This window comes from Acinetobacter sp. 24-47-62 (assembly GCF_056779765.1).
The window spans coordinates 73,353-86,382 of record NZ_JBWYIN010000010.1; the positions used below are offsets into that span (position 1 = coordinate 73,353).

General features: G+C 38.2%; 12 protein-coding genes. 2 read left to right on the forward strand and 10 right to left on the reverse strand.

Annotation, left to right across the window (positions count from 1 at the left end):
• Nucleotides 1-11: 11 nt before the first annotated feature.
• Together AC1M87_RS09260 and AC1M87_RS09265 are read right to left on the reverse strand one after the other, a co-directional pair.
• Nucleotides 12-1,814, reverse strand: a complete 1,803-nt coding sequence (locus AC1M87_RS09260; protein WP_180028280.1) for an acyl-CoA dehydrogenase C-terminal domain-containing protein — start codon at nt 1,812-1,814, stop codon at nt 12-14.
• A gap of 310 nt (nt 1,815-2,124) precedes the next feature.
• Nucleotides 2,125-2,751 (reverse strand): hypothetical protein, encoded by a 627-nt coding sequence (locus tag AC1M87_RS09265; protein ID WP_481593540.1) that lies wholly within the window; start codon nt 2,749-2,751, stop codon nt 2,125-2,127.
• Between the two features lie 133 nt (nt 2,752-2,884).
• On the opposite strand from AC1M87_RS09265, the gene baeS reads away from it, so the two are divergent.
• Together baeS and AC1M87_RS09275 are read left to right on the forward strand one after the other, a co-directional pair.
• Nucleotides 2,885-4,546 carry a sensor histidine kinase efflux regulator BaeS gene (gene baeS, locus AC1M87_RS09270; RefSeq protein WP_035265564.1) on the forward strand — a complete coding sequence of 554 codons (1,662 nt, stop codon included), beginning with the start codon at nt 2,885-2,887 and terminating at the stop codon, nt 4,544-4,546.
• 18 nt (nt 4,547-4,564) lie between these two features.
• Nucleotides 4,565-5,251 carry a response regulator gene (locus AC1M87_RS09275; protein ID WP_092767563.1) on the forward strand — a complete coding sequence of 229 codons (687 nt, stop codon included), beginning with the start codon at nt 4,565-4,567 and terminating at the stop codon, nt 5,249-5,251.
• A 149-nt stretch (nt 5,252-5,400) separates the two neighbouring features.
• On the opposite strand, the gene AC1M87_RS09280 is transcribed toward AC1M87_RS09275, so the two are convergent.
• The 8 genes from AC1M87_RS09280 to AC1M87_RS09315 all read right to left on the reverse strand — a co-directional run bounded on the left by AC1M87_RS09280 (nt 5,401) and on the right by AC1M87_RS09315 (nt 13,018).
• Entirely contained in the window at nt 5,401-5,664 is a 264-nt protein-coding gene (locus AC1M87_RS09280) for a DUF6988 family protein (protein ID WP_481593541.1), read from the reverse strand.
• Nucleotides 5,665-5,680: 16 nt separating this feature from the next.
• A complete protein-coding gene (locus tag AC1M87_RS09285) occupies nt 5,681-5,824 on the reverse strand; it encodes a hypothetical protein (protein ID WP_481593575.1) in 144 nt (47 codons plus the stop codon).
• 383 nt (nt 5,825-6,207) lie between these two features.
• A complete protein-coding gene (locus tag AC1M87_RS09290; RefSeq protein WP_481593542.1) occupies nt 6,208-6,576 on the reverse strand; it encodes an MmcQ/YjbR family DNA-binding protein in 369 nt (122 codons plus the stop codon).
• Nucleotides 6,577-6,645: 69 nt separating this feature from the next.
• Nucleotides 6,646-8,091: a protein adenylyltransferase SelO gene (locus AC1M87_RS09295; protein WP_481593543.1), complete on the reverse strand. Its 1,446-nt coding sequence runs from the start codon at nt 8,089-8,091 to the stop codon at nt 6,646-6,648.
• 148 nt (nt 8,092-8,239) lie between these two features.
• Nucleotides 8,240-9,406, reverse strand: a complete 1,167-nt coding sequence (locus AC1M87_RS09300; RefSeq protein ID WP_481593544.1) for an acyl-CoA desaturase — start codon at nt 9,404-9,406, stop codon at nt 8,240-8,242.
• 231 nt (nt 9,407-9,637) lie between these two features.
• The gene (locus AC1M87_RS09305) at nt 9,638-10,351 is read right to left on the reverse strand and encodes a glycerophosphodiester phosphodiesterase (protein ID WP_481593545.1); all 714 of its coding nucleotides are present in this window, start codon (nt 10,349-10,351) and stop codon (nt 9,638-9,640) included.
• 138 nt (nt 10,352-10,489) lie between these two features.
• Entirely contained in the window at nt 10,490-11,074 is a 585-nt protein-coding gene (locus AC1M87_RS09310; protein WP_481593546.1) for a cob(I)yrinic acid a,c-diamide adenosyltransferase, read from the reverse strand.
• Between the two features lie 96 nt (nt 11,075-11,170).
• Nucleotides 11,171-13,018: a TonB-dependent receptor plug domain-containing protein gene (locus AC1M87_RS09315; protein WP_481593547.1), complete on the reverse strand. Its 1,848-nt coding sequence runs from the start codon at nt 13,016-13,018 to the stop codon at nt 11,171-11,173.
• Nucleotides 13,019-13,030 lie beyond the last annotated feature (12 nt).

Here is a 13,030-nt window from a genome sequence, read left to right on the forward strand (position 1 = left end):
AATGTGGATCATTAGAATGCAAAGTGTTCAGCATCTAAAGTCATTAATGGCTCTAATCCACCTGCAATTACGTCAACATGTGAGCGAACGCGTGGAAGGATCTTCTTGAAGTAGAAGCGAGCTGTCGTGATTTTCGCATTGTAGAAGTCAACTTCAGTTGAACCTGCTGCAAGTTGTTGTTGAGCAACCTGAGCCATGCGAGCCCATAAGAATGCTAGCGTTACATAACCAGAGAAGTATAGGTAATCTACTGCAGCAGCACCGACTTCATCAGGGTTTTGCATCGCGCGCATACCGATCTGCATAGTTAAATCACCCCATTCTTTATTGAGCGCAGCCAAAGGTTCAACAAACTCTTTCAAGTCTGCATTATCTTTGTTTGCTTCAGCAAATTTATGAATGATTTTGGTGAAATCTTTCAACATCGCACCTTGGGTTTGCAGTACTTTACGACCTAACAAGTCAAGTGCCTGAATTTCAGTGGTACCTTCATATAAGCAAGCAATACGTGTATCACGAACAATTTGCTCCATACCATGCTCTGAAATGAAGCCGTGACCACCAAATACTTGTACGCCTTTGTTTGCAGCTTCATAACCAACTTCAGTTAAGAATGCTTTAGCAATTGGCGTTAATAATGACAGAATATTATCTGCAAATTTACGTTCTTCTTCAGTCGCGCCTTTTTCAACGATATCAGCATAGTGAGCGAGGTAATACACTAGAGCTCGACCACCTTCAGCAAAAGCTTTTTGCGTTAAGATTAAGTTACGAACTGCTGGATGCACAATAATAGGATCTGCTTCTTTTTCAGGTGCCTTAGGACCAGAAAGTGAACGCATTGCTAAACGATCTTTCGCATATGCCAAAGCACCTTGGAAAGATGATTCAGCAGCAGACAAACCTTGTACAGCTGTACCAATACGTGCAGTGTTCATGAAGGTGAACATTGCATTCAGACCACGGTTTTCAGGGCCAATCAAGTAACCTGTTGCACGATCAAAATTGATCACACATGTTGCGTTACCATGGATACCCATTTTATGTTCAATCGAACCACAACGAACAGCGTTGCGCTCGCCAACTTCACCATCAGCAGTTAAGTTAAACTTAGGTACGATGAATAATGAGATCCCTTTCGTTCCCTTCGGAGCACCTGGTAAACGCGCAAGAACGATGTGAACAATGTTGTCCGCCATGTCATGCTCACCAGCGGAAATAAAGATTTTCTCACCTGAAATCGCAAAGCTACCATCTGCATTAGGTTCAGCTTTTGTGCGGATAATACCAAGGTCAGAACCCGCATGAGATTCTGTTAAACACATGGTACCTGTCCACTCACCTGAAATCAGTTTTGGTAAGTAAGTATTTTTTTGCTCTTCCGTACCATGGTGTTCAATTGTACGAACTGCACCATGAGATAGACCTGGGTACATACCCCATGCCCAGTTCGAAGAACCGATCATTTCAGAAATGATAATGCCTAAAGAGTTTGGTAAGCCTTGACCACCATATTGTTCTTCAGCAGCTAAAGATGGGAATCCCAATTCTACGTATTTTTTATATGCTTCTTTGAAGCCTGTTGGAGTAGTGACTACACCATCATTCCAAGTACAACCTTCACGGTCGCCTACTTGGTTGAGTGGAGATAATTCGTTTTCACAGAAATCTGCAGCAGCTTCTAAATATTGATCAACCAACTCACGGCTTACGTTTTCTTGGAATGCAGGGAGTTTTGAAAAGTGTTCTTCAGCATTTAATAATTCATGCAAAACGAATTGCATATCACGTAAGGGCGCTTTGTATTGTGGCATATCGGGTTCCTCAATACTGGTTAAACCAGATTTATAATCCTAATAAAAAATGTCGTGTCATCCACGACACCTATTTTGTTCTATTACATCGTGCAATAAGTTATTGCTTGGTACAAGTTTTATAGCCATATTCTGTGTGACTGTAAAGTCAAAGAAAAAATATTAATTTTGGCTAAGTATTTAGAGTATAAAGTTTTTTCGTGAATTATATGTGAACAGAATAGTCAAAAACGTAATAAGTTATAACATAAAAAAAGGCGCAACATGCGCCTTTTTTATATTCAATCACTTAGTAGTGAGTTGAATTGAATTATGCGGATTTTTTTAAGTCTGGTTTAACGAGTGGTTGATTTGGTTTGAAATAAACTTTACATACACCGTTGATAGTCTGTTCACCCACTTTGATTTGAACTTTTTTACCATCAGTTTGCCCATTGCATGCTTGAAGTTTTGCATTTTGACTAACTTGCTGTTGCATCAAACGTTGATCAAATTTTTGAACAAGCTCAGCACGTTTGGCATCTGTGAGCGGTTCACCCATTTGTGAACGGTTGGCTGGAACCGAAGTGGGCTTTTCAGCTTTAAATTGGGCACGTGCTTGCTCATGCATTTTTTTCATATCAGCACGATCCGCTACGAAACGGATATGACAAGTACCATCAATATTTTGTTTATCAGTTTTGATTTGAACAGTTTGACCGACAGCTTTGCCGTCGCATGCTTGACGAATTTGCTGCATCATCGCTTTACGGTCAGCACGCGCTTGTTTGAATTGCTCGCGTTGTTCAGGTGTTAAACGTTCTTTATGATGATGTTTTTTATCATAGTGACCCTTTTTAACTTCTTGAGGTGCTTGAGTTGTTGTTTGACATGCAGTAAGTGCGCCCATACTGATTAAACCAGTGGTCACCAATACAATTTTGTTCATCGCTTTCATTATGTTTATCCCCAAAGTTGTTTGGATTCGGTATAGGTAAAGATTAAATAATAAAGATGAAGAAACAATGGAGAGTTTTTTGAATCAGTGTTAGATACAATACTGAAAAACGAAGAAATAATGTGAGTTTAATTTGAATATACGTCGCGTACCAATCGCACTACGCTTATTTTTTACAGTACTGTTAACGACATTGCTCATTACGACGGTTAGCTTAAGTGTGCTGCATTGGACGATGCAAAAAAACTTCACCAAATATGTAGCTGATGTAGAAATGCAAAAGCTTGATCATCTGATCGATAATTTAGCGGGCGTATTCTCTGTTTATCAGGATTGGGGTAATGCCGTTCAAGCTCAGATTTTACAAATTGAAGGTGAAGCTGCACCCGATGATTATGATCGACTATCACGTTGGTGGTTACGTCGCCAATATGATATTGCATTGCAACAGCGTTATTTCAAAGAGCATACATTAATTAGCGAAATTGAGTCGCAAAGAACGCAAACCATTAGTCCTGAAGAGTTGAAAGTCTTAGAAGAAAATTTACCTTCTGCATTTCAGCCATTTGAAGGATTGCGTTTTCCATTGAGTTCAAATCAGAATCAGACAAGAACCACGAACAGTTCTGATAAATCACATGAAAATAAGCTTTCAAGTTTGAGAACCTCTGAATACCAGCAGGGAAAAAAACTATTTATATCTATGTCTGATCACTTAGGTCTAAGCTCTAGACTTTCCTTATACGATGCAAAACAACAGTTTATCTTGGGTGAGCCGTCAGAGAATATGGTGTCGTATCGACCGATCACAGTTGATGGCAATATTGTGGGGTATCTCGGGCTAAGACCTGTTTTAGATCAAGATGATGCTTTAAGTATTAATTTCTTTAGCAATCAAAAGCGTTATTTATTTTTAATATATATTCTGACATTTATTTCGAGTTTGGTTGCTGCCTTATTATTAGCAACTTATTTTAGAAAGCCAATTCAACGCTTATTAAATGCAACACGAGAATTAACCAAAGGGAATTTTCAGCATCAGGTGAAAGTAAATCGTAACGATGAGCTTGGCGATCTTTCGACTGAAATTAATCAGTTAGCTGTGATTCTAGATCAGCATGAAAATTCTAGAAAGCAGTGGGTTGCAGACACTTCGCATGAGTTAAAAACGCCGCTGGCTGTTTTGCAAGCACAAATTGAAGCAATGCAAGATGGAATACGTAAACCAACGCCTGAACATTTTGCTTCAATGTTGGCACAAGTTTCGAGTCTGAAAAAATTAACACAAGATTTGGCTGCGTTAGCACAAGCTGAAGCTCAACAACTCAATTTCGATTTCAATGAAATTGACCCTTGGAGTGTCGTGTTAAATGAGATAGAAAATTTCAAACCTAAATTTGAACAAGCCGATCTCACGATTAGCGCAGAGGGACATGGAACGAAATTACAATTAGATGTAGATCGTTTTAAACAAATTATGGTCAACTTACTCGGCAATACCATTCGCTATACGGAAGCCGGTGGAAGAATTCATGTGCATACGATCGAAAACGATAAGACTTGGTCGGTGATTGTTGACGATAGCCCATTAGGTCTTACTGATGAGCAATTGGCTCATTTAGGTGAGCGTTTCTATCGAGCGGATGATTCTAGAACACGTAGTACTGGCGGAACTGGATTAGGTCTAGCATTATCGTGCAAAATTGCACAAGGCATGAAGGGCTCCTTGAAGTTTGACCACTCACCATTGGGTGGATTGCGCTGCATCCTCACATTTCCAAAGAAATCGTTTTAAATTGAAGAAGGGTGACATATGAAACATGTGATGCTGGTTGAAGATGAAGTAGAACTTGCTCAATTGGTGCGAGATTATCTTGAAGCAGCTGGCTTTGAAGTCAGTATGTTTCACGATGGTCAAGAGGCTTATGATAGCTTTTTACAACGTAAACCAAGTCTAATGGTTTTAGATTTGATGGTACCTCGTATGGATGGTCTCACGATCACCCGTAAAGTCCGTGAGCAGTCTGATTTGCCTATTATCATGGTGACAGCACGAACGGAAGAGATTGATCGTGTACTTGGTTTGAATATGGGGGCGGATGATTATGTGTGTAAACCATTTAGCCCTAAAGAGTTAGTTGCTCGTGTTCAAGCAGTGTTGCGACGTTTAGATCGTAAAGCAGAACCTGAAGAAAATAATTTATTCCGTATGGACAAAGGTCAACAACGAATTTGGTATCAAAACAAATCTTTAAATTTGACACCTACAGAATTTCGACTTCTTGAATTATTTTTAGAACACGTAGGTCAGGTGTACTCTCGTGCGCAATTATTGGATCATATCAACCCAGACAGTTTTGAAGTGGCAGATCGTGTGATTGATAGCCATATCAAAAACTTGCGCCGTAAAATCTCGGATGCCGCGGAAACAGGTAATCGCCATGAATGGGTTCAAGCTGTTTATGGGGTGGGATATCGTTTCGAATATCCTGAAGATTGATTCTTTGTGATAAAAAAAAAGCGAATCTAGAAGTTCGCTTTTTTTTGGTGCGTTGGTTTTGGTTAGGGTCTCTACAATTGGCCATTTCATATGCAACTTTCATGTAACTTTGTTAGGATATGAGCTTATTAGAGGTGGCTATCGCATTTTTATTTAAAGTAAGCTTCGACTCTAGCTTTTACTATAGGATCAACATCATCAACCATATAAAAACAATATCTATATTTTTCGATCAAAACACTAATATATTTTTGTTTATCAGGAACTGTGTGCTTTAAGATTATCTGTGCAGCTACGGTTATTAAGTTATTTGATTGGCGCATCAAGGTGATCAGCATCTCATCTTCATATCCCATAACATCTCTAGTAAATGACTGTTTTCCGGTATGTACTATGGAGTTAAGTTGCTTCAAATGATATTTTTTGAAATCACAAAGGGTGAATAGCCACCAAAATTATTGGCTGAGCAGGTAAGTTTGCAGCACCAAGCTTATCAAGCATTTCAGAAATCATTGGACATGTGTCGGATTCAAATTGCTCTTCAAATGTGTAACTAAATTGCAATTTTGATATTTGATGATTACTTGCAAGAAATAATAACCAATATGCTCTGACTACAGCTTCAAATTGTCATCTAAGTAGAATCATAGCTTGTGTTGGTAGATTTGAAGATAATAAACCACTTACTCCAAGCCCATGCTCAAATGAGATGTAAATACATTGTTTAACTAAGTCCAAACGCGGCCCACAATCGATAATGTCACTATTAATAATTTCTTGTTTTAGCTCTAAGATCATCTGAGTTGATAATCCAAAAAGTTGTTATATATCCATAATAAATATCGTACTCATAGAGTTGTAATGATATAACCCAAATATAGAATAAGTTTTTCGTATTACTACTATTTATTAATTTAGCGTAATTATTGTTATAGAAAAGCAATTTTTAACTTTATTCAAATGACTCTGAGTAAAGCGATATACTTTTGTTCGGCTTTTTTAAGCTTCGATACCACAAGATTATAGGAATTGGAGATCAAATCTTTGATAAGCTCTTCATCCAATTCAGATTCATCATAGATTGAAACCCAGTGTCGTTTATTCATGTGCCATCCAGATCGAATATAAGGATAAATATCTTTTAACATATGTCCATGATCTGGTTCGACTTTTAAATTAATCGCAGCTTTGCCTTGTAAATGAAATGCGAGCAAAAAGACTTTATCCATAATTTTATAAACATCACATCCCTCACCAAACGGTTGACTGACAGTGACTTCAGGAAGTTTTAAAGCTTGTGATGCTGCCAATTGATGTAAATGCATAGTCAAAACGAATGGTTATTGTGGATAATGATTAAATTATCCACAGAATGAGAGAGGTTTGTGAATAACTTATGATGAACAACTGACTTGAATTTCAGGGACATCACTAGCTAAAGGGCCTAAGTCTTCTGGTTGTTCAAGACGTTCTTGTTTGGTGTATGGTGTTTGAAGAAGTTTGAACAAGCGATCAACTTCAGAGAAATCATCACGTTCAGCAAGTTCAATTGCTTTCTGTGCCATATGGTTTCGTAGAACGTAGTGTGGATTGGCTGTTAACATCGCTTGATCGAGATCGTCAGTGTCTTGATTTTCTCGTATTGAGAGATATTGGTGAAGAAACCGCTCAAATGCGATACGATCAAGGCAATCATCTTTGATTTGTTCATACGCTTTATTCTGTAAACGAATAAAACTTTGGGTGTAATCAAGTTGTTCTGTTTGTAAAATATGTAGAAAAGCCATACCACAATCAAAGCTATCTTTATGAAAACTTGGTAATCCCATTTTTTGACTTAAACCAAGTTTATAGTGTTCCAGGAACGTTGGTTCATAGTGTTCTAAACAGTAAGACAAGTCTTGTTTCCATTGCTCTCGATCATAATTTTCTGGACAAAGATAAATGAGACTATTTAACCAAGTCCATAAATTCCAGTGCCCGATACTCGGTTGGTTCTGATACGTATAGCGTCCTTGGTAATCAGAATGATTGTTGATCCAATTAGGACGGAAACGCTCCATAAAACCATAAGGTCCGAAATCTAAAGTTGAGCCGGTAATATTCAGGTTGTCAGTATTCATGACCCCGTGCGCAAAACCAATCAGTTGCCACTTGGCGATCATGATCGCAGTACGTTGAATGACTTGAGTTGCAAAAGAAAGAACAGGTTGTTCTGTCTCCAAACATTCAGGGTAGTGCCATTCAATGCACTTTTGCGTAAATTCTTGCAGTAGATCTGGCTGAAATTGATTAATCCATTCAAAGTGACCCAAGCGAATATGTGTCTCGCACGTACGCAACATCATCGCGCCACGTTCAAGTTTTTCTCGTTGTACACCTTGATCTGATGATACAAAACCAATCGCATTACTGGATTGAACACCTAGGGCATTGAGGGCGTGTCCAGCCAAATATTCACGAATAACGGAACGTAACACTGCACGACCATCGCCTCTCCGAGAATAGGGGGTAGAGCCAGCACCTTTAAGGTGTAAATCGACCGTGTTGTTATTTTGGTCTAGGATTTGAGCAATGAGTAAACCGCGACCGTCACCAAGCTGTCCAGCCCATTGTCCAAATTGGTGACCCGCGTATACCATCGCCAAAGGTTCAAACTCAGCAAAAGTTTTTTGCCCGCTACAGATTTCTACCCAGTTCATCTTATCTTCTTGAGTCCACAGTAACTCATCTGCAAGTGCTTCATTAAAATGACCAGGTTTAGCCCCTTTTAGAGGAAGAGGTTGTTGATGATGATACAGTCGAGCGGGTAGTGTGTTATAGCGAGAATTGAACTGCATATAATTTTTCAAAATGTGATGAACAACTTTGACTATAGCAAAATTCGATACATAAAACTGTGACTGCTACATTGGAAATGGTATCGAAAAAATAAAAAAAGCCCCGATCAACGGAGCTTTGGAGTAACTGAAGAGTCTCTTGAATGAGTTATTCAGATACTGGTGATTTCTTTAAATTACGAACCAATAAGTTCAATGTCTCTCTATGATGAGATAAACGTTGTTCAACCAATTGGAATTCAACTTTCAGTTTACTATCCATTAGGTGAATTTTTTCAGCAACAGCTGCTTTTTTGGCATTAATTTCTTGCTCTTTAAGCTTCGCCCAATCATTTAGAGTTTGCGTAAATGCTTCATATTCTTGAGCAATTTTTGTTTTAACTGTCACGATATCATCATTCACGTTATGGCCGTAGACAGCGAGATCTTGTTGCGCATATTTAAACTTCATTGCAAGCTCAGCTTTTTTAATATTAAAGCTTGGAATACGTCGTAAGTTTTTTGCTAACCCTAGTTTTGAACACGTCCAGATCAACCATTTAGTTGGGTCGTATTGCCACCATTTTACGCCATTGCGATAGTCGTATTGGAAGATATGATGGTAGTTATGATAACCCTCACCCCAAGTCGCAATAGCAAGAACGAAGTTGTCACGTGCAGTATTTTCATCTGTGTAAGGACGTTTGCCCCACATATGGCATAGCGAGTTGATAAAGAAAGTCACATGATGGCTTAAAATTAAGCGCATTAAACCACCCAACAATAACACTCCCCAGACATCACCAACTGCCCATCCAATAGGAAGAAGAATAGCGGCATGAACGACAATCACGAGAGGGATGTAATATTTATCCTGGAACATGACAATTTTGTCAGCCAATAAATCAGGGGCGTTTTTGTAATTTGCTTCAGCTGCTGGATAGTTGCGTAGCATCCAACCGATGTGCGCGTACCAGAAGCCATTGTTAATTGAGTAGGGATCTTTTTCTACATCATCAACATGACGATGATGGGTACGGTGACCTGAGGCCCAATACAAAATGCTGTTTTGTACAGCAAAGGTTCCCATAATCATTAAAATGATTTTGAGTGGTACAGTCGCTTCATAAGCACGATGTGCCCATAAGCGGTGATAACCTGCGGTAATGCCAAGACTACTCAGACCCAACAGCGCAAACATACTGATCCACGCAGCAAGCGAGAAATCATGATGATAAGAATAAAGTGGAATCGCAATAACGGCGACAATAGGTAAAAACACCAATGCAAATACTGCAATCCAGTTGATTGGGGCTTTGGGTAGGGGAGCATTCATCTCCAACAGCACTCCTAGAACCTTTAATAGGTTAAAACTAAATCCACTCACAAATTTGTGAGGTTAGACTCGTTAATACTAACATGGGCGAACATGTGTTCACTAGCATTATTGTACAGTTGTATTGTTTAAACCGTAACAGAATACATAATTGTATAAATTCGACTTTGGACGAATTTCAAAAAATAAATTAGAGAAAAATAATCACTTAAAGCTATGAATTTAAATATATTATAGGTGAGACATCATTAACTTGGGATAATCAGTAATTAAGCCTTGGACTCCTAAATCCTTAAGCTGTTTCGCACGATCTATATGATTGACTGTCCAAATACTAATATTTAAATTTGCGGAAAGTGTGGATGCAATGATCTCATTTGTAGCAAGTTCGTTCATCCAACCAATTTGACAACATTCAAATTTCAAAGCTTGATCAATGGCTGCATGCTTTATATCGGTTTCAACCAGTAATCCACGCTTAAACCTTGATTTTTGCTTTTGAAGGGCTTGATGAATTTTAGGATCGAAACTGGTGATAATGGCTGAATCTTCAAAGCCAATTAATTGTTGATCTAAGGCATCGACAATTTTTTCTGCGGCCTTCATCGATTCAACAGCTTTGACCTCAACTTCAATATGATTAAAATTATGAATAATTTTGAGGGTTTGGTCGAGTAGCGGTGTAGTTTCGACTTTATTCCATTCAGACCACGTTACGGCATGATTATACTGCGCTAAATCTTGCTCATTACATTCGTATAAATGTTTAGCTTGGCCCGTAGTACGAATAAAGTCATCATCATGCATCACGATCAGCGCATTATCTTTGAGTTGACGGACGTCAAATTCTACAGCGCTTATACCAATATCTTGAATATATTGAAAGCCACCGAGGGTGTTTTCAGGTGCTTCCCCACGCGCACCACGATGACCAATTATTTTCATAAAACACCCTGAAATTTCAGGGTGATTTTAGTGCTAAATCATGAATGAAATATGACGATTTTAAATCAAAATTTTGATCAAAAAAGCATTTTAAGTGGATGGGGCAATCAACATGAAGAACTTTTTACACTTTTAAGGTCAGGGCTCAATCGTCTCATTGATATTCTTTTGCCAAAGCACTTCTGAACCACCTTCAGCACGTTGTAGGGTACGAGATGCGACGAATAACCAATCAGATAAGCGGTTCAAAAGTTGCAATGATGTAGCTTGGATATTTTGATCACGTTGATGGACAGACATCACGCTGCGTTCAGCTCTACGGCAGACAGCACGTGCTTGATGTGCATAGCTACAGACTAATGTACCAGCTGGCAAAATAAAGTCTTTTAGCATGGGTAATTCTTCGTTCATACGATCAATATCTTTTTCTAAGAACTCAATTGATACTGGTTGAACCAAGTTAAAGCCCGGGATACATACTTCACCGCCTAAATCGAATAACCAGTGTTGTATCAGACTGAGTGATTTATCCCATTGAGTTTTGTTTTCAATGCTGCTTAAAACAATGTGCGAACGTAATACACCAATGGTCGCATTGAGTTCATCGACATCACCTAACGCATCGATACGTAAATCATCTTTAGGTACACGTGAACCATCTCCTAGTCCAGTCGTTCCGCAGTCACCTGTGCGTGTGTAAATTTTACTTAAACGGTGTCCCATGTTATTTCCTTAATATTTAGATATCGCAATTTAAAAAGGATAATGCCACAGCTGTGACATTATCCTCAAAAAGTATTCAGCTATAGGTTGATGAAATTAGTACTTGAACGTAACACCAACGGAAGCTTGGCGACCACCATTGATGTAATAAATACCATTCCCACTAGAGTATTCAGTTTCATATTGAACATCACCAATATTTTCAATATTAGTGAATAGTTTAATATTGGGGTTTATATTCCAGTAAGCATTTACATCGATGGTTGCATAACCAGGATTATTGTATTGAGTGCTGTAACTTTTAGACTTAGAGCTACCAACTATAGAAGTGCTAATTCCGTAAACCTCATTTTGTAAGCCTGCTGATAGTGTTGCTTTTTGACGAGGGCGCTTTTGCAAATCTTCATCTGTTTCTAAGTTTTTTGCTTGCACATAAGCGTAAGAAGCATTTAAGAATAAATCATCTGTATTCCATTTATAAGAAACTTCACCACCTGTAAATTTAGACTTATTTACATTTATGAGGGTGCTATTTTTTGAAGTAATCAGATTGTCTACTTCATTACGATATACAGATAAAGAAATTAAAGAGTTTTCTGTAACTTTCTGATCTAAACCAACTTCATATGAAAAGCCTTCTTCAGGTTTTAGGTTTGGGTTGCCACCCCAATTTTTTGCATATAAATCATTCATACTTGGTGCTCTAAATGAGCTACCAATATTGGTATAGATACTTGTAGATGGGCTAAAGTGATATCTTACAGCCCCTTGACCAACGGTATGTGAGCCGAAACGTTCATCATCTTCTAAGCGAATGCCAAATTGCGCATCGATATTATTTGCTTGGTATTGATGTTGAGCAAAATAGCCTGTGCTGTTGTTTTTACGACTATATTCAACATCATACATAGGATCCCAATCACTTTTAGATAAAATATCTGCTTCAATATTTTTATGAGTTACCCCCATTAGAATATTTTGAGAAGGTGTGAATTGCCATTTTCCATAAACTTCAGTTTCTTTAGAGGTATTGTGAACAAAGTCAGGCTTGTCCATTTGGTCTAAATCATCTTTAAACTGTGATAAACGGGCATTTAATTCAAGATCTGATGTGATTTTAACCTTACCCTTTAAGTTCACAATTTCATTTTGAAAATCTTGTGAAACTAAATTGCCGTTTAAGTTGTAAGCACCATTTCCTTCATTTTGGCTGTAATCTAAAGATGCAGAAAAAGCTTCTTTGTCGACACCAAATTTTGCGCTGTATCCTTTTTGATCATATGCATATTTTTGATTACTGTTGCTTAATACTTCAGTGCCATCAGATTCTAAACGTTGACCGCGAATTTGTGTATACAAACCATTTTCAGCAAAGTCGGCACCTACAATTGATTTATAAGTTTTGTTTTCACCAATTTCGCCTGTAACAAATGCACCTGTTTTTACCGGTGTTTTAGATACAAGTTGTATGACACCACCAATAGCATCAGTACCATAAAGTACAGATGCCGGTCCTTTAAGAACTTCAATTTGCTTCAGGTCTGTTGTGTCAATAAATTGAATTGATGCTGAACCCTGAGAGGGTGTATTTAAACGAACACCATCACGCATGACTAAAGTATGGTCAGACTCAGTTCCACGTAAAAAAATAGAAGCTTGCTGTCCATATCCGCCAGTCTGAACCATATTGATTGATGCATCATTAATTAATAAGTGAGGTAAAGATACAATAGGGGATTGATCTAAAACTTTAGGCTCAATAATTGAAATCCGCGCAGGCACATTTTCAATATTTTGTTCACTACGAGAAGCTGTAACCACAATCGTGCTTAAAGAAGATTTTGCAGAAGTTTGAGCTTCAGTCGTTGCTGTTACAGACGTTGAAAAACCCATCGCAATAGCGATTGCACCAACCAAAGCTGTTGGTTGACATTGAATAGACATAACGTGCTCCAT

Coding starts and splice junctions, on each gene's coding strand:
- AC1M87_RS09260 (WP_180028280.1), bottom strand. CDS start 1,814: ATGCCACAATACAAAGCGCCCTTACGTGATATGCAATTCGTTTTGCAT.
- AC1M87_RS09265 (WP_481593540.1), bottom strand. CDS start 2,751: ATGAAAGCGATGAACAAAATTGTATTGGTGACCACTGGTTTAATCAGT.
- AC1M87_RS09275 (WP_092767563.1), top strand. CDS start 4,565: ATGAAACATGTGATGCTGGTTGAAGATGAAGTAGAACTTGCTCAATTG.
- AC1M87_RS09290 (WP_481593542.1), bottom strand. CDS start 6,576: ATGCATTTACATCAATTGGCAGCATCACAAGCTTTAAAACTTCCTGAA.
- AC1M87_RS09295 (WP_481593543.1), bottom strand. CDS start 8,091: ATGCAGTTCAATTCTCGCTATAACACACTACCCGCTCGACTGTATCAT.
- AC1M87_RS09300 (WP_481593544.1), bottom strand. CDS start 9,406: ATGAATGCTCCCCTACCCAAAGCCCCAATCAACTGGATTGCAGTATTT.
- AC1M87_RS09305 (WP_481593545.1), bottom strand. CDS start 10,351: ATGAAAATAATTGGTCATCGTGGTGCGCGTGGGGAAGCACCTGAAAAC.
- AC1M87_RS09310 (WP_481593546.1), bottom strand. CDS start 11,074: ATGGGACACCGTTTAAGTAAAATTTACACACGCACAGGTGACTGCGGA.
- AC1M87_RS09315 (WP_481593547.1), bottom strand. CDS start 13,018: ATGTCTATTCAATGTCAACCAACAGCTTTGGTTGGTGCAATCGCTATT.